This is a genomic window from Nocardia sp. NPDC005746, from assembly GCF_040630785.1.
GTDB lineage: Bacteria > Actinomycetota > Actinomycetes > Mycobacteriales > Mycobacteriaceae > Nocardia.
Map to the genome: position 1 here is coordinate 118,554 of NZ_JBEXYE010000004.1, position 23,615 is coordinate 142,168.

At 67.7% G+C, this 23,615-nt stretch carries 21 protein-coding genes, 1 tRNA gene and 2 pseudogenes; 10 read left to right on the plus strand and 14 right to left on the minus strand.

What is annotated here, in order from left to right; translation table 11 throughout:
• Positions 1-40: 40 nt before the first annotated feature.
• Complete coding sequence (locus ABZ412_RS09410) at positions 41-1,015, minus strand: alpha/beta hydrolase family protein (protein WP_357279011.1); 975 nt, start codon at positions 1,013-1,015, stop codon at positions 41-43.
• Between the two features lie 232 nt (positions 1,016-1,247).
• On the opposite strand from ABZ412_RS09410, the gene ABZ412_RS09415 reads away from it, so the two are divergent.
• Positions 1,248-2,636: a serine hydrolase domain-containing protein gene (locus tag ABZ412_RS09415; RefSeq protein WP_357278412.1), complete on the plus strand. Its 1,389-nt coding sequence runs from the start codon at positions 1,248-1,250 to the stop codon at positions 2,634-2,636.
• A gap of 51 nt (positions 2,637-2,687) precedes the next feature.
• On the opposite strand, the gene ABZ412_RS09420 is transcribed toward ABZ412_RS09415, so the two are convergent.
• The gene (locus tag ABZ412_RS09420; protein WP_357278415.1) at positions 2,688-5,828 is read right to left on the minus strand and encodes a BTAD domain-containing putative transcriptional regulator; all 3,141 of its coding nucleotides are present in this window, start codon (positions 5,826-5,828) and stop codon (positions 2,688-2,690) included.
• 114 nt (positions 5,829-5,942) lie between these two features.
• Between ABZ412_RS09420 and ABZ412_RS09425 the strand changes: the two genes are divergently transcribed.
• The 5 genes from ABZ412_RS09425 to ABZ412_RS09445 all read left to right on the plus strand — a co-directional run bounded on the left by ABZ412_RS09425 (position 5,943) and on the right by ABZ412_RS09445 (position 10,693).
• On the plus strand, positions 5,943-6,353 hold the full coding sequence (locus ABZ412_RS09425; protein ID WP_357278417.1) for a PaaI family thioesterase: 411 nt from the start codon (positions 5,943-5,945) through the stop codon (positions 6,351-6,353).
• Positions 6,354-6,442: 89 nt separating this feature from the next.
• Positions 6,443-6,682 (plus strand): hypothetical protein, encoded by a 240-nt coding sequence (locus ABZ412_RS09430; protein ID WP_357278420.1) that lies wholly within the window; start codon positions 6,443-6,445, stop codon positions 6,680-6,682.
• A gap of 314 nt (positions 6,683-6,996) precedes the next feature.
• Positions 6,997-8,196 (plus strand): hypothetical protein, encoded by a 1,200-nt coding sequence (locus ABZ412_RS09435; RefSeq protein WP_357278422.1) that lies wholly within the window; start codon positions 6,997-6,999, stop codon positions 8,194-8,196.
• A gap of 56 nt (positions 8,197-8,252) precedes the next feature.
• Positions 8,253-9,476: a MoxR family ATPase gene (locus ABZ412_RS09440; protein WP_357278424.1), complete on the plus strand. Its 1,224-nt coding sequence runs from the start codon at positions 8,253-8,255 to the stop codon at positions 9,474-9,476.
• Positions 9,473-10,693 (plus strand): VWA-like domain-containing protein, encoded by a 1,221-nt coding sequence (locus ABZ412_RS09445; RefSeq protein ID WP_357278426.1) that lies wholly within the window; start codon positions 9,473-9,475, stop codon positions 10,691-10,693. Before ABZ412_RS09440 ends, ABZ412_RS09445 begins: the two co-directional genes overlap by 4 nt.
• Before the next feature lie 47 nt (positions 10,694-10,740).
• On the opposite strand, the gene ABZ412_RS09450 is transcribed toward ABZ412_RS09445, so the two are convergent.
• From ABZ412_RS09450 to ABZ412_RS09470, 5 genes are all read right to left on the minus strand, one after another.
• A complete protein-coding gene (locus tag ABZ412_RS09450) occupies positions 10,741-11,457 on the minus strand; it encodes a cation transporter (protein WP_357278429.1) in 717 nt (238 codons plus the stop codon).
• Positions 11,457-11,786: a metalloregulator ArsR/SmtB family transcription factor gene (locus ABZ412_RS09455; RefSeq protein WP_357278432.1), complete on the minus strand. Its 330-nt coding sequence runs from the start codon at positions 11,784-11,786 to the stop codon at positions 11,457-11,459. The genes ABZ412_RS09450 and ABZ412_RS09455 overlap by 1 nt, the downstream gene beginning before the upstream one ends.
• A 93-nt stretch (positions 11,787-11,879) precedes the next feature.
• Positions 11,880-13,301 (minus strand): MFS transporter, encoded by a 1,422-nt coding sequence (locus tag ABZ412_RS09460; RefSeq protein WP_357278434.1) that lies wholly within the window; start codon positions 13,299-13,301, stop codon positions 11,880-11,882.
• Between the two features lie 143 nt (positions 13,302-13,444).
• Positions 13,445-14,101 carry a TetR/AcrR family transcriptional regulator gene (locus ABZ412_RS09465; RefSeq protein ID WP_357278437.1) on the minus strand — a complete coding sequence of 219 codons (657 nt, stop codon included), beginning with the start codon at positions 14,099-14,101 and terminating at the stop codon, positions 13,445-13,447.
• 54 nt (positions 14,102-14,155) lie between these two features.
• Entirely contained in the window at positions 14,156-14,833 is a 678-nt protein-coding gene (locus ABZ412_RS09470; RefSeq protein ID WP_357278439.1) for an SGNH/GDSL hydrolase family protein, read from the minus strand.
• Between the two features lie 298 nt (positions 14,834-15,131).
• Here ABZ412_RS09470 and ABZ412_RS09475 point away from each other — a divergent pair, with 298 nt between their 5' ends.
• Entirely contained in the window at positions 15,132-15,365 is a 234-nt protein-coding gene (locus ABZ412_RS09475; RefSeq protein WP_357278441.1) for a hypothetical protein, read from the plus strand.
• Between the two features lie 341 nt (positions 15,366-15,706).
• Here the strand turns inward: ABZ412_RS09475 and ABZ412_RS09480 are convergent, their stop codons facing one another.
• Positions 15,707-16,171: a WYL domain-containing protein gene (locus ABZ412_RS09480; RefSeq protein WP_357279014.1), complete on the minus strand. Its 465-nt coding sequence runs from the start codon at positions 16,169-16,171 to the stop codon at positions 15,707-15,709.
• Positions 16,172-16,228: 57 nt separating this feature from the next.
• A pseudogene (locus tag ABZ412_RS09485) lies at positions 16,229-16,588 on the minus strand (HTH domain-containing protein); the annotation flags it as partial.
• Here ABZ412_RS09485 and ABZ412_RS09490 point away from each other — a divergent pair.
• Positions 16,476-17,219 carry an alpha/beta fold hydrolase gene (locus ABZ412_RS09490; protein WP_357278444.1) on the plus strand — a complete coding sequence of 248 codons (744 nt, stop codon included), beginning with the start codon at positions 16,476-16,478 and terminating at the stop codon, positions 17,217-17,219. The pseudogene ABZ412_RS09485 and the gene ABZ412_RS09490 overlap by 113 nt on opposite strands.
• 62 nt (positions 17,220-17,281) lie before the next feature.
• Positions 17,282-17,929 (plus strand): annotated as a pseudogene (locus tag ABZ412_RS09495) (helix-turn-helix domain-containing protein); the annotation flags it as partial.
• A gap of 18 nt (positions 17,930-17,947) precedes the next feature.
• Here the strand turns inward: ABZ412_RS09495 and ABZ412_RS09500 are convergent.
• Positions 17,948-18,583, minus strand: a complete 636-nt coding sequence (locus tag ABZ412_RS09500; RefSeq protein ID WP_357278446.1) for a TetR/AcrR family transcriptional regulator — start codon at positions 18,581-18,583, stop codon at positions 17,948-17,950.
• A gap of 37 nt (positions 18,584-18,620) precedes the next feature.
• Positions 18,621-19,604 carry an alpha/beta hydrolase gene (locus tag ABZ412_RS09505; RefSeq protein WP_357278448.1) on the minus strand — a complete coding sequence of 328 codons (984 nt, stop codon included), beginning with the start codon at positions 19,602-19,604 and terminating at the stop codon, positions 18,621-18,623.
• A gap of 176 nt (positions 19,605-19,780) precedes the next feature.
• Here ABZ412_RS09505 and ABZ412_RS09510 point away from each other — a divergent pair, with 176 nt between their 5' ends.
• Positions 19,781-21,172, plus strand: a complete 1,392-nt coding sequence (locus ABZ412_RS09510) for an FAD-linked oxidase C-terminal domain-containing protein (RefSeq protein WP_357278450.1) — start codon at positions 19,781-19,783, stop codon at positions 21,170-21,172.
• Between the two features lie 236 nt (positions 21,173-21,408).
• Here the strand turns inward: ABZ412_RS09510 and ABZ412_RS09515 are convergent, their stop codons facing one another.
• The 3 genes from ABZ412_RS09515 to ABZ412_RS09525 all read right to left on the minus strand — a co-directional run bounded on the left by ABZ412_RS09515 (position 21,409) and on the right by ABZ412_RS09525 (position 23,549).
• Entirely contained in the window at positions 21,409-22,185 is a 777-nt protein-coding gene (locus ABZ412_RS09515) for an MspA family porin (protein ID WP_357279016.1), read from the minus strand.
• A gap of 265 nt (positions 22,186-22,450) precedes the next feature.
• Positions 22,451-22,789, minus strand: coding sequence for a hypothetical protein (locus ABZ412_RS09520; protein ID WP_357278452.1), 339 nt, complete (start codon positions 22,787-22,789; stop codon positions 22,451-22,453).
• Positions 22,790-23,475: 686 nt separating this feature from the next.
• Positions 23,476-23,549: transfer RNA gene (locus ABZ412_RS09525), tRNA-Ile, on the minus strand.
• Positions 23,550-23,615 lie beyond the last annotated feature (66 nt).

Consider the following 23,615-nt stretch of genomic DNA (forward strand, 5'->3'; position numbering starts at 1 on the left):
GCGCGCCGGTTCTCTGTCGATGTCGCAGTGTCGTCTCCGATCAGACGGGCAGACCCAGACCGGATGCCAGGACCGGCCACGACTTCTTCAGCGCGTCCTCCCAGTACCCCCAGGAGTGGGTGCCGGTGGGCGTGAAGTCGTAGGTGGCCGGAATGCCGAGGCCGTCGAGCTTGACCTTCAGACTGTGGGTGCAGTAATTGGTGGCGGCCTCGAGCCCGCCACCGAGGGCGATCTGGTTGATCAGGCCGCCCGCGCCGGGCAGGGTGTGCGGGCCGTCGAGGGTGTCCCACTCGCCCGGCATGCCGGATCCGCTGGAGATGAACAGGTCCAGGCCGCGCAGCTGATCAGCGTGCAGGTAGGGATCATTGGCGGCCCATTCCGGATCGCCCTGGGGGCCATACATGTTCTTGCTGTCACCGCCGCCGGCGGCGACGACCATATTGACGAAGTTGTAGCCGAGCGGGTCGCTGATCTGGGCGCAACCGCTGTAGGCGGCCACCGATTTGTACAGGCCCGGCGCGGCGATGGGCAGCTGCAACACCGAGGTGCCCGCCATGGACAGACCCGCGATCGCATTGCGCCCGTTGGTGTTCAAGGCCGCGTCGATGAGCGGGGGCAGTTCCTCGGTGAGGAACGTCTTCCACTTGTTCACGCCCAGTGCGGGATCCGGGTCGCGCCAGTCGGTGTAGTAGCTGAACGCGCCGCCGACCGGCTGCACCACATTGACGTTCTTGTCGGACAGGAAGTTCAGGACGTCGGTGCGCTGGCGCCAGGTCGCGGTGTCGGTGCCGCCGCCCGCGCCATTGAGCAGGTACAGCACCGGGGTGGGCCCCGAGGCGTCGGCGGCTCGTTGCACGTCGACCTGGATGTTCTTGCCCATGGCGGCCGAATAGACCTGCAATGTCAGGTTCCGCGCATCTGTGGGCTTGCTGGAGGCGATGCGGGAGCCGTCGGCGGAGGCCCCGGCGTAGTCCACCGAGGCGCCCGGGTTGGCCCGAGCGGCGCCCGCGGCCATTGGTAGCAGAACAGTTGCGGTCAAGGCGAGCACTCCACTGCACCAGATCTTCGTTGAACGCACGCTTTCTCCTTCGGCAGTGTTTTCCAGCTTGTTACCACTCAGCGCATCACATTGCCGATCCCCTCTAAGTAATTGCTGGCTCGAAACTGAGTACCGGCTGAGAACCCCCGTCAGGGGCTGTCAGCGCACTGTCGGTGAGCTGTCAGCGCGGGCCGACATCGTCATGGATATGACACAGACCACCACTTCCGACGCCGCCCTGACCGCTTTCGTCGAGGCCACGGCCGCGCGGTACGACATGCCCGGCATCGCCGTCGGTATCTGGGCCGGCGGCCGTGAGATCCATGCCACGGTCGGCGTGACCAGCACCGAGAACCCGGTTCCAGTGACCGAGCACACCGTGTTCGCGATCGGCTCGACCTCCAAGACCTTCACCGCCACCGCGCTGTTGCGCCTGGTCGCCGACGGCCGGGTCGACCTGGACGCCCCGGTCCGCACCTACGTTCCCGAGCTCGACCTGCTCGACGAGCACGCCGCGGCCACCGTCACCGTCGCGCAGCTGCTCAACCACACCGCCGGATTCGAGTGGAACCTGATCAACAACACCGGCGAGGGTGAGGACGGGCTGGCCGCGTTCGTGGCGTCGCTGGCCGAGCTGCCGCTGCTCGCCGCGCCCGGCGAGCGCGCGTCCTACAGTCAGGCCGGTTTCAACCTGCTGGGCCGCGTCATCGAGAACGTGACCGGCGAGCCGTTCGAAAAGGTCGTCGCCGACACGGTTTTCGCGCCGGTCGGGCTGACCGGGAGCCACTACTTCCAGGGCGACATCATGACCCGCCGTTTCGCGGCCGGGCACGAACGCCAGGCGGACGGGACACTCGAGGTGGCGCGGGTCTGGAAGGGCACCCGCGCCAACAATCCCGGCGGCGGCATCGGCACCACGATGTCGGATCTGTTGCGCTGGGGCCGATTCCACCTCGGCGATGGCCACGGCGCGCACGGTGAGACCGTGCTGCCCACCGACCTGCTGCGCGCCATGCGGGAGCCGACCGTCACACTGCGCAACAGCACCCTCGCCGACGCGTTCGGCCTGTGCTGGATGCTGCGAGACGTGGACGGGGTGCGCATGGCCGGGCACGGCGGTTCCGGCTTCGGCCAGTTCGCGGACTTCCAGCTGGTGCCCGAGCGCGATTTCGCGATCGTGGTGCTCTCCAATGCCAGCCCGGATGGCATTCCGGCCAATCAGGCCATCGTCCGCTGGGCGTTGGAGCACTACCTGGGGGTGATCGACCAGGACCCGGAGCCGGTGCCGTTCGATGCCACCCGCGGCCCGGAGCTGTCCGGCGTGTACGACATCGACGCCATGACCATGACCTGCTACGCGGAGGGCGATCAGCTGTACCTGGACTGCAAGGTCAAGCCGGAGATCCGGGCCGCCGGGGGCGTGGAGATCCCGCAGGATCACCCGCCGTTCCCGTTCGGCATCCTGCCGGGTGACGGGGACGAATATGTGATCACCGCGGGGTCTTTCGAGGGTCAGCGCGGATTCTTCAGCCGGGACGCCGACGGGGAGATCATCGGCGTGGATCTGGCCGGGCGACTGTTCGGCAGGGTGTCCTGAGCGGCACGCATCGACCGCGCCGACCCTTGCCGGGTCGGCGCGGTCGTCGCGTCAGCCCACAGCGCGCGTCAAGCGGCCCAAGGCTTCCGGCCGGGACAGATCGGCCCCGAGGCGGTACGCGCGGTGGTATCCGTCCTCACCGAGACGCTCGGTGAGGACGGCGACGAGAGTGACCAGCTCGGGTTCTCCGTGATCGAAGACGCCGCGGATGACCTCGCTGAGACCGAGGGCCGTGGCGGCCGCCGCGGGATCGTCCTCCAGGAGATGAAGTTTCGCGACGAGTTCCGCGGCCTGAGCCTGCGCTTGCGTGGTGAGAGCGGAATCGCCGTGGACGAACGAGCCGTCGACCACCTGCGGGAGGAGAGCACGGGCGGACTCGACGTCCGCTCCCGAGAGGTGATTCCGCAGCCGCGCGACCGCTATCTGGTTGGCTGCCATGGATTCCGGGTAGGGCAGGTGGCGAATCCGCTGTTCGAGCTGATCCAGATCATGACCGGATCCATCGAGATCACCTGTGCGGCGATGCAATTCGGCACTGATGAACAGGATCACCGCGCTCAGCCGAGCCAGGCCCTGGTCGGCCGCGAGTCGTTGCGCGGCTTCGATATCGCGGGCCGCCTCGGCGAGTTCGCCTCCGCGCATTCGTTCCTCCGCGAGGGCGGTGCGAGCGGCGGCGATATCGTCCTCGGTCCCGAGTTCGGACGCCAGGGTGACCGCGCGGGCGTAGTCGGCGAGGGCGCGATCATGCTCGCCCGCCACCGCGTGGGCGCGTCCGTCCGCGAGCAAGGCCATGCCCAGGCCCCAGCGATCACCGACGATCTCGAAGCCCCGCAATGCTTCTCGCCGGGCCTCGACTCCTTCCGAGAGCCGTCCCTCCCCGGTCAGCGCGATGTCGCGGGCGAACTGGGCGCTGGCCCGCACCCACGGATCGGGCCAGGTCATGGCCTGCTTCAGCTGTCGTTCGGCGAGCTTCTCATCCTCGGCGCGGACGGCCAGCAATGCGGTCCACAGCGGCACGGCGGGATGGAATTCCAGCCCACCGGCTGCCACGCATTCCTCGATCAGGGTCGACAGCGAGCTTCCGGCGGGTGGGGCTCCGGCCATCAGGGCGATGACCCGGAACGCGGCGCGCGCCGATTCCGGCAGCTGGTCCGCGAGGCTCAGGATTCCGGCCAGCGAGCTCTCGAACTGGGTGCTCATCCCCCGGATCCCCCAGTACCAGAACATGGCCCGTACCAGCCGCGACGCGATCTCCGGCGACGCCGGTTCCCCCAGCGCGGTGCGCAGCGCGGCGGCCAGGTTGGCGTGTTCGGCGTCGAAAAGAGCGATGGCGGTGAGCTGTTCGGTGCCACGCAGGTGGGGTTCGGCCTGTTCGGCGAGGGTCAGGTAGTAGTCGGTGAACGGCTCGGTGAGATGGTCGGGTGAGGACGCGAGCCGCTCGGCGGCGTAGGCGCGGATGGTCTCCAGCATGCGGTAGCGCGGCGGATCGTCGGAGCTGACGGTGACGAGGGACTTCTCGACCAGGGCGTCCAGGAGGTAGAGCAGGTCGTCGCCCGGGAGTTCCTCGTCACCGCAGATGATCTCGACGGCTTCCGCGGTCGCCCCGCCGGGGAACGCGGAAAGCCTTCGGGCGAGGACTCTTTCGGGTTCTTCGAGGAGGTCCCAGCTCCATTCGACCAGGGCGAGCAGGGTGCGCTGCCGGGGCAGGGCGGTGCGGCTGCCGGAGGTGAGCAGCCGGAAGCGATCGCCGAGCCGCCGGGCCACCTGGTCGACGTTCATGGCGCGCAGTTTCGCCGCGGCCAGTTCCAGGGCCAGCGGGAGGCCGTCGAGTCGGCGGCAGATCTCCACCACCGGTGCGACGGTGTCGGCGTCGAGCGCGAAGCCGGGACGGATGGCGGCGGCGCGTTCGACGAAGAGCCGCACCGACGAGGAGCGTTGGGCCGCAGCGGAATCCGCCGTCCGGTCAGGAACGTCGAGCGGCCCCAAGTGGCACAGCGTCTCGCCGGTGAGGGCGAGGGGTTCGCGGCTGGTGGCGAGCACCCGCAGTTGCGGCAGCCGGTCCAGCAGTGTCTCGGCGAGCCCGGCGGCGGCCGCGACGACGTGCTCGCAGTTGTCGAGCACCAGCACGGCGGGTCCGACGTCGAGGAGTTCGATCAGCCGGCCGGCTTTGTCGGGACGTTCGGCGGCGTCACTGTCGAGAGCGCCCGCGACGGCGTCGGCGAGCTGGTCGGGTGCGCCCAGTTCGGCCAGCGGGACGAAGAACACCGCGCCGTTGCCGGGCCGGTCCATGGCCTCGAGCGCGAGGCGGGTCTTGCCCGCGCCGCCGGGTCCCACAATGGTGACCAGTCGCGAATCCGCCAGCAGCCCGGTCACTTCCGCGATCTCGGGTTCGCGGCCGACGAATCCGGTGAGGCGGACCGGGAGCTTCCGGGTCGCGGCTTCCCGTCGCGGGGGCGGGCTTTCGAGTTCGCCGCGCAGCAGGGCCAGGTGGGTTTCGCGCAGGATCGCCGACGGATCGATGCCCAGTTCCTCGTCCAGCCGGGCCCGCGTCTCCTCGTAGGCCGCCAGCGCGTCGGACTGCCGTCCGGCCGCGGCCAGGGCCCGCATGCGCAGGGCGGCGAGCCGTTCGCCGAGCGGATTGTCGGAGGCCGCGACCTCGAGGTCGGTGAGCACCTCGGCGTGGCGGCCCAATCGCAGTTCGGCCTCGAAGCGGTCCTCGAGGGCGGCGGCCCGCAGATCGTCGAGCCGGGTCGCGGCGGGCTGGGCGTAGGGGGCGTCGAGAACATCGCCGAGAGCGGGCCCGCGCCACAGCTCGAGGGCCTCGCCCAGCAGGCGGGCGGATGGTTCGGCGCGGCCCGCGGCCAGTTCCTGCCGTCCGCGCCGCACCAGATCCTCGAACCGGTCGGCGTCCACGCTCACCCCGGGCAGCCGGTAGCCGCCGGGCCCGAATTCGACGGTGCCCACGTCGCGCAGGGCCTTGCGCAGCCGCGACACCAGCGCCTGCAGCGCGCCCGACGCCTCAGCGGGCGGCTCCTCACCCCAGAGTCCGTCGACGAGCGCGGCGACGGACACATCGCGCCCCGACTCCAGCGCCAATCGCGCCACCAGCATTCGCACCCGGACGCCGGGGATCTCGACCCGGGTCCCGTCCTCCGCATGGACCCGAACCGGTCCGAGCACACTCACCTGCACCCGGCGAGTCTTCCAGACACACCGGCCGGGTACCCGTCTCCGATCGCGGCGGGGCACAGCCGATTACCCCGGAGGTAATCGACTCCGGGCGCCGCGCCGGGCACAGTCGATCCCATGACCGACATCTCCGCCGACCCGATCGGCCCCCAGTTGTTCGCCACCATGCCGTTCACCGAGGGCCTCGGCGTGCAGGTTCTCGACTGCGGCCCGCAACTCGTGCGCAGCCGGCTGGCCTGGCGCGAGAACCTGTGCACGCTGGGTGGTTCCATGCACGGCGGCGCGTTGATGGCGCTGGCCGACGCCACCGCGGCGGTGTGCGCGTACCTGAATCTTCCGGCGGGCAAGCAGGGTACGACCACCGTGGAGTCGAAGACGAACTTCGTGCGCGCCCTGCGGTCCGGTCACGCCACCGCCACCGCCACGCCGCTGCACGCCGGTCGGAGCTTCATTGTCGTGGAGACCGAGATCCGCGATGACGCGGGCGCTCTCGTCGCCAAGGTGACCCAGACCCAGGCGGTGCTCTAATCCGGGTTTCGACGCGATGCCCCCAAAGTTGCGGTCGTTCCATACGGAACGACCGGAACTACTGTTCGTCCCGTCGAAAGGGACCCTCAGTGAACCGATTCATCGCCGCAGCCTCCACCAGCGCACTTCTCGCCCTCGGCCCGCTGGCCGCCACCGCCTCCGCGGTGCCCGAGCCCGCCGCTACCCCCGTTGCCGACAGCGGCTCCGCCTCGGGCTCGGGCACCTTGGCCGGCCTCGGTCTCCAGATGCTGTTGTGCCGGCTCGAAGGCGGCACCATGACCAGTTCCGCCGCCGAAACCGCTCCCCCGTCCCACTGCACCGTCCTCTGATCGTCCGAGCGGATGCCGACCACCCTCGATCCGGCCGGGTGGCCCGGATCGGGTCGGGGCGTTATGATCGCCTCGATGACTACTCATTTCCATCAAGGATTGGGGGTTTCGTTCGCTTCTGGTGAGTGCTGATGCACCCATCCACCGCGAACGGGACAACTTCCCGACATTCATTCTGGCTGCGCGTGCGGGAGTTCGCCGTGCCGCCCTCCATGATCGAGACCGCTACCGCTCGGCGACGCGCCGGGGATTGGGCTGGGGCTTGTGCCGCAGCGGGTTTCGATGTGGATCTCGATCTGCGAACCGTAGCCCGCGTGCACGGGCGAGGACTCGCCACTCGTGTTCGAGACGATCTGCGAAGTCTGGCACCGGACCTGCTGCGCTGGCATCTGCCGCGGGTCGCTCCTGACGGATTGCTGCGGCCCGGGCTGACGATGTCGCTGACCCGGTACAGCGGCGACGAGTACGGAAACGGTTACGGCGGAGCCGGTTCGGTTCATCTGGTGGTGCGGACCGCGCCCGCGTGGGCGGATGCCGGGCAACGGGTGAGCCTCGCGCTGTGGGACGGATCCGGTGACCGGGGCGGCGGCACGCTGCATCCGCATCCCCGGCCGGACCGGCGTTATCGGCTGGATCTTCATCGTCACCTGTGGGACTCGCGACGCAGCGACGAGCTGCGAATACGTTCCGGGGCAGTGCGACTCGACAGCCCGGAGGACATCGAGACCCAGCTCTCGGGTACGGCCCCGCCCGGTTGCGCCGTGGACCGGTGGGCCGATGAGGCCGGGATTCTGCTGCGCTCCGAAAGGAGCGCGGGCGGCCGGGTTCTCGTACGGGCCGGGGTGCGGCGGCGGATCGTCCTCGAATTGCCTTCGCACGCAGGTGATCCACCCGACGTGCGAATCGCCGAGCGATATCCGCGCGGCGAGATGTCCGGGCTACCTGTGCTGCCCGATGCCGCGACCTGGGCGCTGCCCGATCTGGAGCTGATGCGCGCGGGTGCGATCACGGCCGATCGGCTGCATCCCCTGGTCGCCTCGGCCCTGGAACCGGGCCATTCGAGGTCCGAAACCTCCGGTGGCGCAGCTCAGGACGGCCGGACGCTGGTGGTGGAGTGCCGCGGCGAGCGGCATCGGGTGGCACTCGTGGACGGGGTGCTGACCGCCCTGGATCACGATCCCGCCGAGATCCGGCGAGAAGAGCTGCTGGTCGCCCTGACCGGAACTCCCCTGCCCTGTCTCCAGGCGATCGACCGGGCCCACCGGCGACCGGACTGGCTGTCCGATGTCCGGGAACGGTTGATGCACGGCGACACGGCCGGTGCGCTGACCGTGGTCGAGCGCGCTCTGGGTCCCGACGCGTTGTTGCGCGAGGGCGCGCTGCGCGACGAGCTGGAAGCGGCAGCGCGGCAGCGGATCACCTACGGCCTGTTCCGATCCGGTCTGTCCAAGCCGTTCCCTTGCCTGCCCCGGCCGAAGCACCGAGCCCATCCGCGAAACGCGACCTCCCGCTGATCCAGCGACCGTCGCGCCACTTCCCATTCCTCTGAACTCCCACAGGTGATTCACACATGTCCATTGCAGCCCACTCCGACTCCCAGCTCACCATCGCGGGCGACCTGTTGACCCTGCTGGGCGATGTCGCCACCGAGCCCCGGCCCAATCTCCAGCTCGAAGCCCTCACCCTGGCCGTGGCCGCCGACCTGCCGGTCCTCCTGTGGGGCGAGCCGGGCATCGGCAAAACCGCCGCCCTGACCCAACTCTCGAACACCCTCGACCTCCCCCTGACCACGGTGATCGCCAGCGTGCACGAACCGTCGGACTTCTCCGGCCTGCCGATCATCGGCGACGATCCCGCCACCCAGGGTGTCCCCATGGCCCCGCCGGAGTGGGCCGTCCGCCTGGTGCGCGAGGGACGCGGCCTGCTGTTCCTGGACGAGCTGTCCACCGCGCCGCCCGCCGTCCAGGCCGCCCTGCTCCGCCTGGTGCTGGAACGCCGGATCGGCACGCTGCGGCTGCCGCCGGGCGTCCGTATCGTGGCCGCCGCCAACCCGCGTTCCTCGGCGGCCGACGGCTGGGAGTTGAGCCCGCCGCTGGCCAACCGATTCGTCCACCTGAACTGGGTACACGACCACGAGGTGGTGGTGCGCGGTCTCGGCGGCACCTGGCCGTACGCGACGCTGCCCACGCTCGATCCCGAAAAATTCCCGGAGGCAGTCGATTTCGCCCGTCGCGCGGTGTGCGGCCTGCTCGCGGGCCGCCCGAAGCTCGTGCATCAGCTGCCCAGCAGCGAAGCTCGCCGTGGCGGCGCGTGGCCGTCCCCGCGCAGCTGGGAGATGACGGTGCGGCTCATCGCCTTCGCCACCGCCGCGGGCGCGAGTCGCGACGTGCTGTCTCTGCTGGTCCGCGGCTCGGTCGGTGATGGCCCCGGTTTCGAGCTGCTCACCAGCATCGACCGCATGGATCTCCCCGACCCCGAACTGCTGCTCGCCGATCCCGGCGCCGCCGACCTGCCGACCCGTGGCGATCTGCGTCAGGCTGCTCTCGACGCCGTGGTGGCGGCCGTGCGCAGCCGCCGCACCAAGGCACGATGGGACGCCGCCTGGGTGCTGCTGGCGAAGGCCGCCGAAACCGGCGCACCCGACCTGGTGGTCGTCCCCGCCACCACCCTCGCGAGTGTGCGTCACGAAACCTGGGACGTCCCCGCCTCGATCGAACGCCTCACCGGCATGGTCTCGGTCTCCCAGGGCGCGGACCGCGCGGCCGCCCGCATCACCGCGCAGGTGGGCCGATGACCCCGATCCTGGATTCCGAGAAGCTCTTCGCCGCCCGCCTGCTGGCCGTCCGCGCTCGCCCGTACCTCGCCACGGCCCTCTACGCCCTGAACATCGTCGTATCCCGCCGCGTCCCCACCATGGCCGTCGACCGCTACTGGCGCTGCTACGTCTCCCCCGCTTTCGTCGACCACACCCCTGTCGAGAACCTCGCTTCGATTCTCGTGCACGAGGTTTCCCATCTGCTCCGCGACCACCACGGTCGCAGCGATCGATTCGCGCAGGCCCACAACCTGTCCGGCCCCGCCGAACGCCTCCGCATGAACATCGCCGCCGACGCCGAGATCAACGACGACGCGTTCGGCGACGGCCTGATCCAGCCCGAGGACGCGGTCACTCCCGCCACCCTCGGCCTCTCCTCGGGCGAGCTCATGGAGGACTACCTCCACCAATTCCGGCTCACCGTCACCACCCAGCACCTGGCCTGGCTCGACTGCGGCAGCGGCGCCGACGGCCTCGACCGGGAGTGGGATCTGGGCCCCGACGGCGCCGACGCCCTCACCGAACAACAACGCGACGCCGTCAAATTCCGTGTCGCCCAAGGCATCGTCGGCCGGCCCGGCGACGCCCCTGAAGGCTGGCGCCGCTGGGCCGACCGCGCCCTCCACCCACCCCAACCCTGGCGAGACCTCCTCGGCGCGGCCCTCCGCTCCGCCGCCTCCACCCCCGGCCTCGGTGAAACCCACACCTACTCGCGGCCTTCCCGCCGGGCCACCGCCCTCCCCCGAACCATTCTCCCGACCCTGCGCCGAACCCCACCTCACGTCACCGTCATCATCGACACATCGGCTTCGGTGAGCGACACCGAACTGGGCAGCGCCCTCCTCGAAACCACCGCCATAGCCCGAACCCTCGGCGGCCGCAAAGACCTCCTCACCGTCATCTCCTGCGATGCCGCCGCCCACATCGCGGGCCCCTTCTGCCAGTCCGAGAGCATCCCCCTGATCGGCGGCGGAGGCACCGACCTCTGCACAGGTTTCGCCAAAGCCGCACGCGCCCAACCCCGCCCGGACGTCCTGGTGGTCCTCACCGACGGCCAAACCCCCTGGCCCGCGCACCGCCCGTCCGCCCGAACCGTGGTCGGCCTCTTCCGCCGACCCATCACCTGGACCGACGACGACACGGGTTACATCCCTGACCAGCCCCCATCCTGGGCCCGCGTCGTCGAAATCGGCTGACATTCGCGGCAACCGCCCGGTCGAACAACACCGCCGGGCAATCGGATTCAGTCCTCGCAGCAGTCGCAATCACCGTCCGCGGCTCGGGCACCCGCTCCGAGCGCGGTCGGCGACGGGCAGCAGGTGTCACCGTGCCACGCGTTGACGCCTTCCCGCACCGCGATGCCGGCGATGACGAGAGCCGCGATCGGGTCGGCCCACGACCAGCCGAACACACTGTTGACCACCAGTCCGACCAGCAGCACCGCGGACAGATAGGTACAGAGCAGCGTCTGCTTCGAATCGGCGACCGCGGAGGCCGACCCGAGTTCCCGCCCGGCCCGGCGCTGCGCCCACGACAACACCGGCATCACGGCCAGACTCACCGCCGCCAGCGCGATGCCGATCGGTGAATGCCGAGCCTCCCCGGCACCGACCAGCCCGCGCACCGAGTCGACCGTGACGTACGCGGCCAGCGCGAAGAACGAGAACGCGATGATCCGCAAGGCGGTCCGCTCCCGCCGCTCCGGATCCCGGCCCGCGAACTGCCAGGCGACCGCCGCGGCCGAGGACACTTCGATCACCGAGTCCAGCCCGAACCCGATCAGCGCCGTCGACGACGCCCGCGTGCCCTCACTCAGCGCGATGAGCGCCTCGACCACGTTGTAACCGATGGTCGCGGCCACGAACCAGCGAATCCGGCTCGCCAGCACCGCCCGCCGCTCCGGCGATGGCCCCACCACCACAGCCGACGGCAGCGACGGCATCCCCAGCGACGCCGACATCAGCAGCACCCTTCGGCCTCGGCCGCCGCACAACACGCGGGGTCGACCGCCAGCACCAGCCCGGTCAGATCATCGAGCGCGCGCCCGATCCGCGCATCCGCCAGCTCATACCGCGACCGCCGCCCCTCCGGAACCGCGACGACGAGTCCGCAACCCCGCAGGCACGCAAGATGATTCGACAGAATCTGACGCGACACCCCGATCCGCTCCGCCAGCTCGGACGGATAACCCGGCTCCCGGCGCAAGCTCAACAGAATCTGGGTCCGTGTCGGATCCGACAAGGCGTGCCCGAACCGGGCAAGCGCATCACGGTGCAGCAGAGTGTCCACCCTCTGACAGTACATCAGAATCTGTATTCAGAAAATGATGAACCATCTTGCGTGGGATGCGGCCCAGGTCGAGACCGCGTTCGGGAACTGTGGTCAGGACACACGACCTACGGAGTCGAGGCGTCGTCGTGCCGTGATCCCGAGCGCGGTGAACACGCTGAGCAGCGCCACCGCCGCGATCGCCCACCACGAGTGCCTGAACCCGTTCAGCGCGTCGTTCCCCGAGGCGGTGAGCGTGCCGAGCAAGGCGACCAGCATCGCGACGCCGAGGACATAGCCGAGCTGGCGGCTGGTGTTCACGATGCCGCTGCCGGTCGAGACCTGGGCGGGCGGCAGATCCACCGTGGCGGACGCCAGCAGGCTGGGCAACGAGAACCCGACGCCCACACCGATGATCACCCAACCGGGCAGCACCTGGGCCGGGTAGTCGACCTCGGTCCGGGCGCTCAGCGCCAAGGCCACCGCACCCGCACAGACCAACGAATTACCCAGAGCCACCAGGTAACCGGCCGACCATCCGCGCTCGGCCAGGCGCTGCCCCACCGCGGCGAACACCGGCACCATCAGCGGGCCGGGAGCCACCGCCAGACCGGTGGCCAGGGCACTGTAACCCGCGCCGCCCTCGAGTCGTAGCACGACGCTGGGCAGCACCGCGCCGAAGGCGGTGCAGAACAGCAGGGCGGTCACATTGGCCCAGAGGAAGGTTCGAACCTTCATCAAGTTCGGATCGACGATGGGCGACGCATGGGTGAGCACTCGGGCGATCGCCAGCGCCGCCGCAACCGCCGCCGCCGCGAAGGCGATGAGCGTCGACCTCCCCGACCAACCCCACTCCTGCCCCTTCACCAGCGCCAGCGCCAGCGCGCCGAGACCGACCGCCAGGATCAGCGCTCCGAACAGGTCCGGAATCCGGGTCACCGTCACGTCTTCGGTCTCCGGCAGCAGTGCGACGGCCCCGATCAGCGCGATCACGCCCACCGGCACGTTGACCAGGAACACCCACTGCCACGACAGCTTCACCAGCGCACCGCCGACGACCGGCCCGACCGCGGCGGCCAGGGAGGTCGAGGTGGCCCAGATCTTCACCGCGCCCGCCCGGCGTTCGGCCGGGAGCGCCGTGAGCAGCAGGCCCAGGCTGGTCGGGGTCAGCAGGGCCGCGCCGGCCGCCTGTAGCACCCGGAATCCGACCAGCCACCACAGCGTCGGGCCGACAGCGCACGCCATGCTCGCGAGCGTGAAAACCGTGAGCCCGACCAGGAATCCGCGTTTGCGGCCGAAGCGGTCGGCCAGCCAGCCGGCCGGAATGAGCAGAGCCGCGTACACGATGGTGTACGCGTTGAGGATCCAGCTCAGATTCGACAGCGTCGAGCCCGGATAGCCCTCGCCGATCGCCTTGAAGGCGACGTTGACGATGAAGGTGTCGAGCATCGCCATGAACGCCGCCGAGCACAGCACCAACAGGATGAGATTCGAACGGTCGCGTGCCTGGGGCTGCGCCTCCGGAGCAGCAGACACAACCTGACTTGGTTCCACCATAGTTAGCTACCGTAGGTGCTGACTATGGCGAGATCAAGCCAGAGTGGGCGAGTCGTTCCCGCCGCACCGAATTGGCTGCGGCACTACAGCTTTCGATCAGGAGCGCTACGCCGGCTGGCCCATCACCCGTCGACGGGCACCAGGAAGTGCTCGACGACACGGCGGATCTTGCCCTCGACGGACTGGTCACCGAGGCGCATGGAAGTGTTCGCCGTCCGCAGCACGGCGTCTGTCTGAAACGCGGCGAGATCGGTATCCAGCCGTGCGATTTCGCCTCGTTCGACGGCGCACGCCAATTCCGCGGACAGCACGTCCACCCATTCCTGCTGATACTGCGCGAGCTTGTCGCGCAACACACCGGGCCGACTGTCGTACACCGCGAGATTCGCCGCCTGGAAACAGCCACCCTCGAACAAGGGCTGTTCGGCATAGGCGATCCAGCGTTCGATCAATTCGCGAAAGCGTTCCACGCCAGGCGATTTCGCATTCGCCGGGCGAATCACGAAGTCGATGAACATGCGGCGGGCATGTTCGATGGTGGCCAGCTGCAGGGCTTCCTTGGTCCGGAAGAGGGTCTGAATGCCGGCCTTGCTGAGTCCGACCTCGGCGGCGAGCCGCCCGAAGCTCAGCGCCTCGAGATTGTCCAGCGATGCCATATTCACGGCGTGAGCGAGTACGGCCTGCCTGGTCCGAGCGCCGCGCAGGAGTCGCTTGTCGGTGATCTCACCGACGGCATCCGATGCCGTGGCACCCACGGCCGGCGTCACCGAACTAGGCATACATCCGATCGTACGTTACTCACCCGCCCCTCCGGAGCGGTCCCGCTCCCAGACCTAGGACGCGGCCTCCACCCGGAACGCCAGTTCACGCACCATGATCGTCGACAGGATCGCCTGACCTGACGTCGAGAAGTGAATCTTGTCCTCACTCAACAGATTCGGGCGATCGTTGAGGGGATGGTCCTCGGAATCGGCCAGCACCGCGTCGAACTCGGCGGCCAGCTTCCGGGTGATGTCGTTGAGCCGGGTGCGCCGCTCGGTCCAATCCGGGAAGACCGGGATCACGAATGCCCGTCCCAGGGTGAACACCGCGAGCTGAGCGCCGGTGCCCGCGGCGAACCGATACATCTCACGCAGTCCCGCCTCGATCCGCTCCCAGTCGGGACTGCGGCGCACGATGTCGTTCGCCCCGCTGTTCACATGCAGCAGGTCGGGCTCGAAGTCCAGGATCCGTCGCCCCTGCTCCTCGAGCGCCTGCGCGGTCGTGGCCCCGATGCGGGCCGTATTGAGGTAGGCCAGATCCGGATTCACCATCCGGAGCACGCGTTCGACCCGCGCGGGCCATCCCAGGTTCGCATAACCGGGCGTCGGATCACCCGCACCGACCGACAGGCTGTCTCCGAGCACGGCATAGCGGCGCCACGGAGCGCCGAAGAGCAAGGCGGCGAGGTCGGTCGGCGCGAGAACGTGAGGGTCGGTTTCCTCGGTGAGAGGCTGCGCAATCATCGTCATGAAAGTAAGCATACGGTCGACCATCTATATTCTCAACGGATATGGAGACGCCACATACGCATACGAATACATGCAGTTCAAAGCCAGATTGCACCCAACCCGTGCTGAATGGGTAGCCGACGGCCTCGCCGATGTCTCCTGAGCGACACGCGCGGCGCGATGCCGTGAAATCGCATCTCACGTGACCGCCGACCCGCCCTCGAGACCGGGTGCGTTCACGACTCCCGAGGCCCTGGTGAGGGACACATAAGCCGGAACCTGGGCCACCGAACCGGCCCCACGGAGTAGCGTGCGGTCCATGAGCGCATGCGAGGTTTGCGGTAATGATTACGCCATGCCGATCGTCGTCGAAGCTCAGGGAGTGCGGCACACCTTCGACTGCTTCGAATGTGCGATCCACCGCATGGCACCCATCTGCGAGCACTGCAACGTCAAGATCATCGGTCACGGCGTGGAGTCGGAGGGCAGGTTCTTCTGCTGCGTGCACTGCGCCGTGTCCGAGGGTGCCATAGGCCTGGTCGACCACATCTGAAACCGAGCGAACCAGCGGCCGAACGCCCTTGCGGCGCTTCGGCATTCAGGACTGCGCACCGCGGCCGTGGTGGGGCGGGCGGGGCTCGAACCCGCGACCAATGGATTATGAGATCAATCGCTGTCGGCTCTGTGCGGACCAGCGAAGTACCTGCACGTCATGGAGCATTTTTCCATATTCGACACGCATCTTGACTCTGCTCGACCCCGACGAGGGGCTCTGCTGCACGCCAGGGAACCTCGCTGTGCCTCAATCTTCCTGCGCCGGAACGTCCATCGAAGACCATCCAGCGGCGTGGAGCCACGACTAGGTGTATTGACCGGAGACGTTGATCGAGTGCCTCACTCAGCTTGGCCATTCACGGGTCTTGCTGTCGCTGGGGGGATGCCGATCTCGTCAATGCCATGGCCGCTGCAGGCAATCTTGGTTGCACTGGCGTGCTCGATGCGGGACACGAGGAACCACCGCATATCGCTGCGTAGCCTGCACCACCCGATCAGGTACCAATGGCCGTTCGTGGAGCCGAACATCACCGGTTCTACGTCGCGGGTGGTCTTGCTGCCGTCACCCGAGGTGTAGCGGATACGCACCACCCGTTGCTCGGCCATCGCTTCCTCCAGTGCTGACTTGATCGCGCGCGGAGCAGGAGGCGCGTTCACCCAGACGCGACTGGCCAGCTCATCGGCCTTCGTCCGGGTCTGTGGATCGAGTACGTCCATGATCTTCCGAACGCCGGCCAAGGCGAGATCGGCGTAGGGGGCATCGGGTGCAGCAGAGACTGCCGCGAGTAGTGCCACTGCCTGCACAGGGGTCAGGCTGACCGGTGGCAGAGTGCCTCGGGCGACTAGCCCGTAGCCGCCGCCGGGGCCCGGACGCGACCAGATCGGCGCGCCACTGTTCTCGAGTGCGGTGAGGTCTCTCTTGACCGTTCGCACGGACACGCCGAACTCTTTTGCCAGTCGCTCAGCAGTGCATCCACGCGGTCCGCTGCGTCGCAGCATCTCGGACAGGGCGTGGAGTCGCTCCGCCCTCTTCATCTCCCACCCCGGCGAAAAATCATGCCAAAAATGGTGACATACCCTTGTCCGCGAGGCTCGAGAGCATCGTGGTGTGACGAACAACGCGAGCAGCCCGACCATGATCCTGATCGCTGGCCATTGGCTGGGAGCTTGGGCATGGGACCAGGTGCTGGAACACCTGACCGCTGACGGCTGGCGAACCATCCCGATGACGCTTCCCGGCCTCGATGAGCGGGACCCCGAGCGGGCGTCCAGGACGCTCGATGACCAGGCGACGGCGATCGAGCAGACTATGACCCAGGCCTCGGCTTCCGAGGCTCAGCCGGTAGTCATCGTGGCGCACAGCGGAGCCAACGCGCCGGTAAGCCTTGTGCTCGATCAGCATCCTGAACTTGTCCGCCGAGTGGTGTGGGTCGATAGCGGGCCCGTCGCGTCCGGCAGTATCTTCGCCCCGGATGCGCCCGAGGATCTGGATGAGTTTCCCCTGCCGCCCTTCGACGCGCTCGGGGAGCAGGCCAGCCTCGAGGGCCTGAGCACTGAGGCTCTCGAGCGCTTTCGAGCCAGGGCCGTTCCAGAACCCGGTCCCGTGCTACGCCAGCAAGTGAAGCTCACCAACGATGCACGTCTGGCGGTCCCGACCACTCTGGTGTGCTGCTCGATCCCGAGCGCGCAGGTAATGGAGCTGGCCAACTCGGGTCATCCCATGTTCGCCGAGGTGTCAAACCTCGACAATGTTGACCTCATCGACCTCCCGACCGGGCATTGGCCCATGTGGAGCCGCCCCGGCGACCTCGCCCACATCCTCGCCGCAGCAGCGACTTCCCCAGCTAACTGAACCGCAGACAGACCTGAAGAGGCCAGCCGAAGCGGCTGGCCCTCTTATTTCCGAAAGATCTCATGACACACCCCCATGCCGCGCTCACCCCAAGACATCGCCTCGAGGTTGCCCGTCTCGCCGTAGAGGAGGGGTGGGCGATCAGCGAGGTCGCTGCCCGTTTCCAGGTGTCCTGGCCGACCGTGAAGCGCTGGGTCGATCGCTACCTCGCCGGTGAGCCGATGCACGATCGCTCCTCGCGACCGAGAACATCGCCGAACAAGACGGGCAAGGCCGTGACGAAGGGATGTGTGAGCCTGCGGATGCGGCTGCGCGAAGGCCCGGTTCAACTCGCGAGCAGGCTTGGCGTCGCCCCGTCGACGGCTCCTCGCATCCTGTGCTCGGCGTGTCTGAATCGGCTGTCCTATATAGACAGGGCGACCGGTGAGCCAATTCGCCGGTATGAGCACGACCACCCGGGATCGCTCGTCCACGTGGACGTGAAGAAGCTCGGGAATATCCCCGACGGCGGTGGCCGGCGCTACGTCGGCCGCCCCCAAGGCGACCACGACCGCGCAGCCACCCCAGGCAAGCCGAAGAACAAATGGCGCAACCCGAAGCTCGGGTACGCCTTCGTGCACACAGTTCTCGATGATCACTCCCGGGTGACATACACCGAGGTCCACGATGATGAGACAGCCTTCACCGCAGTCGCCGTTCCGCGCCGTGCCCAATCGCCGATCGGCCGGTCAGCGAAGCATGCGTTCGGCACCGCCGATGAGAAAGGACACCAGGTCCTCATAGAAGTCGATGAGCTCCACATCGCTCATCTTCGGGGTGCTGGACCACAGATCCACGCGGCTGAGCGATTGCAGAAAACTCATCACCGCGATCGGCCAGCGCTGCGCGATCCGTTCGTCGGGCGTATCGGGCAGCGCGCGGCCGAGCTGGGCTCGCAGCCGCTGGGCAAGCTCGTCCTGCGGGGTGTCGGCGATCGCCGGCCGGGTGTAGTCGCGGGACACGTGCACGACGATCTTGGTCCAGCGGATACCCCGAACCCGATGTGCGAGTAGCAATTCCAGGTACGGATCGGTCAGCGCCCGCACGACCGCCTCGAGGTCGGGCGCGGGGCCGGCCTCGAGGCGATCGATCCGCTGCGAAATCGACTCCACCACTGCGGAACCCAGGTCCAGCAGCACCGCGGACAGCAGGTCTTCCTTGGTGCCGAAGTGGTAGTTCACCGCAGCAGCACCCTGTCCGGCGGCGGCATTGATCGCGCGGACCGACACGGCGTCGACGCCGTAGTCGGCGAAGAGCTTTTCCGCGGTGCGGATCAGGTGCGCCCGGGTGGCATCACCCTGCCGGTTCGGCAGCACGCGATTCATGCCGGCCAGGCTACCCGCCCTGATCGGACGGGCCTGCTCAGAAATGGCGGTCGAGCCATTCGACGATTGTCGCGGTCGTGGTGTCCGGATCCTCCAGCTGCGTCCAGTGGCCGGTGTCGATGATCCGGCGCTCGAACGTCTCGAAGTACTGCAGCAGGTTGTTACTGAGCATCGGGTGGCAGATCGGGTCGCGGCGTGCCGCGATCATCAGCGCGGGCACGTCCACCTGCGGCACGCCGTCCGGGAAACGCTCGGTATGCACTTCCCAGTTCCGGAGGATGCTTCGGTACCAGTTCAGGCCGCCGCGGAAACCGCTGCGTGCGTACGCATTCGCGTAGTATTGCAGCTCCTCCGGGCTCATGACGACCTCGCCCGGCCACGTCGACTCGTCATCGTGCAGCCAGTGGATGTACGACATCGACTCCGGATCGTGCTGTCCCGAGCGCGACAGGTTGGTACCGTTGCCGGTGTCGCGGCGCATGAAGAACCGGAACGTGGCCGCGGGGTCCTTGTCGAGCAGATCCTCGCACTCCTGTGTCTGGAAGTACGCCACGTAGTTTCGCGGTCCGTACACCTGCTCGTAGAGCTCGATCGGATTGTGCTCCGAGAACCCGAACGGGGTGTTCAGCGTGATCACGCCGGCGACCGAATCGGGCCGCAGGTACGGCATCGACCACGACACCATGCCGCCGAAGTCGTGACCGACCACGACGGCCTTCTCATAACCGGCGTCCTCGATCAGCGCCGCCACGTCCGCCGTGGTTTCGGCGATGCTGTACTTGCGGGGATCCTCCGGCCCGGTCGACTGACCGTACCCACGCATATCGGGTGCCAGGACGTGGAATCCGGCGTCCGCGATGGGCTGCAGCTGGTGCCGCCAAGAGGCCGCCAGCTCCGGAAAGCCATGGCAGAGAACGACGCACACGTCGCGGGTGATCTTCTCCGGCACCACCTCGAAGACCGCGAGGCGGGCACCGTCGGTGTCGACGAACCGCGGTTCCGGGAGGAATACGTCAGACATTTGCAATCGCCTTTGCAGATTCGAGGCCACGTGGGGAAACCTACGATTTCGACGGTTCATTTCAGCTTCTTGATCATTCGATCGAGAAGTGACGGCCGGAAGCGACCGTCCCGCTCAACGGATGAACTTCGACTCGAGGCCCGGAACGGATGTCCTGTGCGGCTTATGGTGCTGGCATGAGTGCAGCCGTCGATGGGCCGGATCTGATCGCCGCGCTGGGCGACGAGATCCCTGAGGATCGCTTCGTCACCGACCCCGACATCGTCGACCGATACCAGCACGACGAGGCAGCGTGGGCGCCCTACCACGATGCTCTCGCGGTGCTGCGCGCTCGATCGGCGGCCGAGGTCCAGGCGCTGGTGCGGTACTGCCGGCTGCACGGCATCCCCGTCGTACCGCGCGGTGCGGGAACCGGGCTCTCGGGCGGCGCCAACGCCGTGCCGGGATGCGTGATCGTATCGCTGGAGCAGATGACGGCGGTCAAGCGGATCGACCGGCTCGAGCGGATCGCGGTCGTCGAGCCGGGCGTCGTCAACGATGACCTGCGGGCGGCGTGCGCCACCGAGGGGCTCTGGTATCCGCCGGATCCGGCCAGTTCGCCGTGGTCGACCATCGGCGGCAACGTCGCGACCAACGCCGGCGGCATCTGCTGCGTCAAATACGGCGTCACCCGCGACTATGTCCTCGGCGTCGAGGTCGTCACCGGTACCGGCGAGCTGGTTCGGTTGGGTCGGCAGACCGCGAAAGGCGTTGCCGGATATGACCTCACCGGGCTGATGGTCGGATCCGAGGGCACGCTCGGCATCATCACGGAGATCACCGTGAAGCTGCGTCCGCTACAGCAACAGCAGCGGACGATCGCCGGCTACTTCGACTCCCTGGTCGACGCCGGAAAGGCCATCCGGGCCGTAGCCGACGCGGGATTGACACCGTCCGCGCTGGAGCTCGTCGACAAGAGGTGCCTGCAGGCCGTCGATGACTGGAAGCACATGGACATCTCGGCCGAGGCGAACGTGGTGCTGCTCGGCCGCATCGACACCCCCGGCGCCGTCGGTGACGACGAGGCCGAACGGATGGTGCGGTCCTTCACCGACGGCGGTGCGACGTGGGCGGCGGCGTCCACCGATCAGACCGAGGCCGACGCGTTGTTCGCAGCGCGCCGCCTCGCCTACCCGGCGATGGAGCGCCTCGGCCCGGTGCTGACCGAGGACATCTGCGTACCGAAAAAGCATGTGCCGGACATGCTGGCGAGGATCGAACAGATCGGCGACGCGCATGGCGTGGTCATCGCGAACATAGCGCATGCCGGCGACGGCAACCTGCACCCGCTGCTGATCGTCCCGCCCGACGACGACGCGCAGCGCATCCGAGCGCAGGCTGCGTTCGACGACATCATCACGGCGGGGCTGGAATTCGGCGGCACGGTCACCGGCGAGCACGGCGTTGGGCTGTTGAAGATGTCCGGCCTGCGGCAGGAGCTGTCCCCCGCGGTCCTCGACATGCACCGCGCGGTCAAGACCGCGCTGGACCCCGACGGGATTCTCAACCCCGGCAAAGTCTTCCGGTAAGTACGCCGGCCCAGTCTCGTCAGTGGCCGGCTCACCATCCCGAGCACGTTCTCAGCCGAGGAAGATGGTCCCCATCATGTCGAGGCCCCAAATCGATTCGATGGTGGTGATCAGAGAACCTGCGATGGCGGTCATACCGGTCTGCATCCCTGCGGGCCTGCGCTGCCGTTCCGCCCCCCGCGGACCGGTGTTCCGGATTCGCTGACCCCCAACCCTTCTCGAAGCGGCTCCGGGCCTCAGAAGGTGAACTGATCGCCGTAGGCGGTGGTCTGTACAACCCCCCGCACGGTACTCACCGTGGCCGTAACGAAGGGGACAGCCGACACCGGCGAGGCGCATTGGGCGACATTCAACGCGGCGCTGTCGAAAGAGATGCGGTACGGGAACACTGTGGTGTCGTCCAGGGCCGACGTCGCCGTTGTCGCGACGGTGACCTGGCCGGGCCCCAACGTGGCCGTCAAGACCTCTAGCAGGCCCAGTACTCCACCGACACTGGGTCCGAGGTCGATGCTGGGTGGACTGGCACTGGTTGGGGTGGTGGTGGTTGGGGTGGTGGTGGTTGGGGTGGTGGTGGTTGGGGTCGTCGTAGTCGTCGTAGTCGTCGTGGTCGTCGTGGTCGTCGTGGTTGTCGTGGTCGTCGTGGTTGTCGGGGTCGTCGTGGTTGTCGGGGTCGTCGTGGTTGTCGGGGTGGTTGGGGTCGTCGGGGTGGTTGGGGCAGCGGCTGGGCTGGTAGTGGTTATGGCGAAGCCGACCGGGCGGGTACTGGGTGTGATGGCGCTGGGGGTGATGACGGAGGCGGTGGACGTAGTCGGCACGGGAGTGGCCGCCGTCGCAATCGGCGCGCTGACAGGGCTCACTGTCGGGGCAAGGGCGCCGACCAAGCCTTGATTGGGCTCGATTCCGACGGTGAAGCCGCCGGCCACACTGATTCCGCAGCCGAGGATGAACCCTGCGACGGCCTGACCGGACGTGATCGGGTCACCCTCCACATTGACCGAGTAATCGCCGGACATCTGCGCGGCATGCGCGAACGTCAAGAGGAAATTCGGAGTCCGGTTACCAGGCAGATTCACCCCGACGCTGTCGACGGATGCCGTCAGATGAACTCCCGAACCGGTTACCTCCGAGCCGGGCGGCTGGGCTCGGCCCAGGTTGGTACCCCAGACCCACACGCCCAGGGTTGCCACGGCCGTGCCCGCCGCGGCGACGATTAGTAGACGCCGCAAACCTGGATCCTTTCTCGAAGATGTGCGCTAGCGCTTCTTCCAGAGTCCGATATCACAGGAACAGCCGCTGTTGGCTGGCAATAGAGCCTATCGGACATATCAGGCTGAGGAGCAATGCGGCGATAAGGCGTGTCGACCAGGGAACTCCTGCCGACGAGCCGATACCCGCCGTGTTCTGCCACTCGTCCGTGTCACCGAACGCTCTCAAAGCAAAGCCGTCCATCAACGTGGACATGCCTTCGGAGGGCGCACAGGTCGCCGCCAGGTTGGGCAGCTGGATCGAATCGAGGAGACCGCCGAAGTAAGTCGGCAGTTGCGGATTCGCCACAGCACCTACAGAACTGCCCATCGCACTGCGGTAGCTGTTCGCGAGCTCCCAGGAATCGCGCATTGGATCATCGGGAAGTGTACTGCTCGAGCCTCCGCAGGTTTGTGCGTAGCGCACCCGATCCGATAGGCCGAGAGTGGACAGCTCGTCGGCGAGATGCGGGTGAAACCGGATCGGGCAGCTGTTGCGGTTTCCCGTGCCGTCATCGGTCCAGACGTTGTCGATACCAACATCTTTCGTGGATCACCGATGCTCCGGTCGCGCGTTTGGGATTCTGTGGCCGCGCACCGTGACGAGTGGAAGACGCAAGTCGTAGTCCCCGAGGTCGCTGTGGTCGAGACGGTGAACATGATGCGGGTCGAGTGGGAGAAGACCCTCGCGGCTGTCGAGATACTTCACGTCGGGGAATTCGGACTCAGCGGGCTTCAACAGGAGATGGCCGAGAGGATCCGCGCGTACAGCGACGCATGCGAGCAGTCCGGTGCGCGATCGTCTCAGCGAGCTGGGTGTGTTGGTTGTTCCGCCGCTCGATGTATCCGCCGATATGGTCGCGGGTGATGTCGGGTGCTTCGATCGGAAGTGACTCGGAGAGAAGGTAATCGGCGAAGTAGCCGATGTGGACCAGGTATGTCGTCCAGCGAAGCGCTCCCCATGGTGCGATGGCACGCCCGTAATCTATTCGCGGAAGAGCGCTGTTCTAGATTGAAATCTCTCCAGAAACGACAAAAACCCCTGGTCAGAGGGGTTTGTGGGGCGGGCGGGGCTCGAACCCGCGACCAATGGATTATGAGTCCACGGCTCTAACCGACTGAGCTACCGCCCCAGACCGCCGCAGATCACCGCGGGCTCCGCGAGATGCTACCGCTTCGGCGGGGGCGATGCCCAGTCG

Excerpts from the sequence above, each read along its gene's own strand:
- ABZ412_RS09410 (WP_357279011.1), bottom strand. The coding sequence starts at position 1,015 with ATGGCCGCGGGCGCCGCTCGGGCCAACCCGGGCGCCTCGGTGGACTAC.
- ABZ412_RS09415 (WP_357278412.1), top strand. The coding sequence starts at position 1,248 with ATGACACAGACCACCACTTCCGACGCCGCCCTGACCGCTTTCGTCGAG.
- ABZ412_RS09425 (WP_357278417.1), top strand. The coding sequence starts at position 5,943 with ATGACCGACATCTCCGCCGACCCGATCGGCCCCCAGTTGTTCGCCACC.
- ABZ412_RS09440 (WP_357278424.1), top strand. The coding sequence starts at position 8,253 with ATGTCCATTGCAGCCCACTCCGACTCCCAGCTCACCATCGCGGGCGAC.
- ABZ412_RS09445 (WP_357278426.1), top strand. The coding sequence starts at position 9,473 with ATGACCCCGATCCTGGATTCCGAGAAGCTCTTCGCCGCCCGCCTGCTG.
- ABZ412_RS09450 (WP_357278429.1), bottom strand. The coding sequence starts at position 11,457 with ATGTCGGCGTCGCTGGGGATGCCGTCGCTGCCGTCGGCTGTGGTGGTG.
- ABZ412_RS09465 (WP_357278437.1), bottom strand. The coding sequence starts at position 14,101 with ATGCCTAGTTCGGTGACGCCGGCCGTGGGTGCCACGGCATCGGATGCC.
- ABZ412_RS09470 (WP_357278439.1), bottom strand. The coding sequence starts at position 14,833 with ATGACGATGATTGCGCAGCCTCTCACCGAGGAAACCGACCCTCACGTT.
- ABZ412_RS09475 (WP_357278441.1), top strand. The coding sequence starts at position 15,132 with ATGAGCGCATGCGAGGTTTGCGGTAATGATTACGCCATGCCGATCGTC.
- ABZ412_RS09500 (WP_357278446.1), bottom strand. The coding sequence starts at position 18,583 with ATGAATCGCGTGCTGCCGAACCGGCAGGGTGATGCCACCCGGGCGCAC.
- ABZ412_RS09505 (WP_357278448.1), bottom strand. The coding sequence starts at position 19,604 with ATGTCTGACGTATTCCTCCCGGAACCGCGGTTCGTCGACACCGACGGT.
- ABZ412_RS09510 (WP_357278450.1), top strand. The coding sequence starts at position 19,781 with ATGAGTGCAGCCGTCGATGGGCCGGATCTGATCGCCGCGCTGGGCGAC.
- ABZ412_RS09515 (WP_357279016.1), bottom strand. The coding sequence starts at position 22,185 with ATGTCCGGCGATTACTCGGTCAATGTGGAGGGTGACCCGATCACGTCC.
- ABZ412_RS09520 (WP_357278452.1), bottom strand. The coding sequence starts at position 22,789 with ATGCGCGATTCCTGGGAGCTCGCGAACAGCTACCGCAGTGCGATGGGC.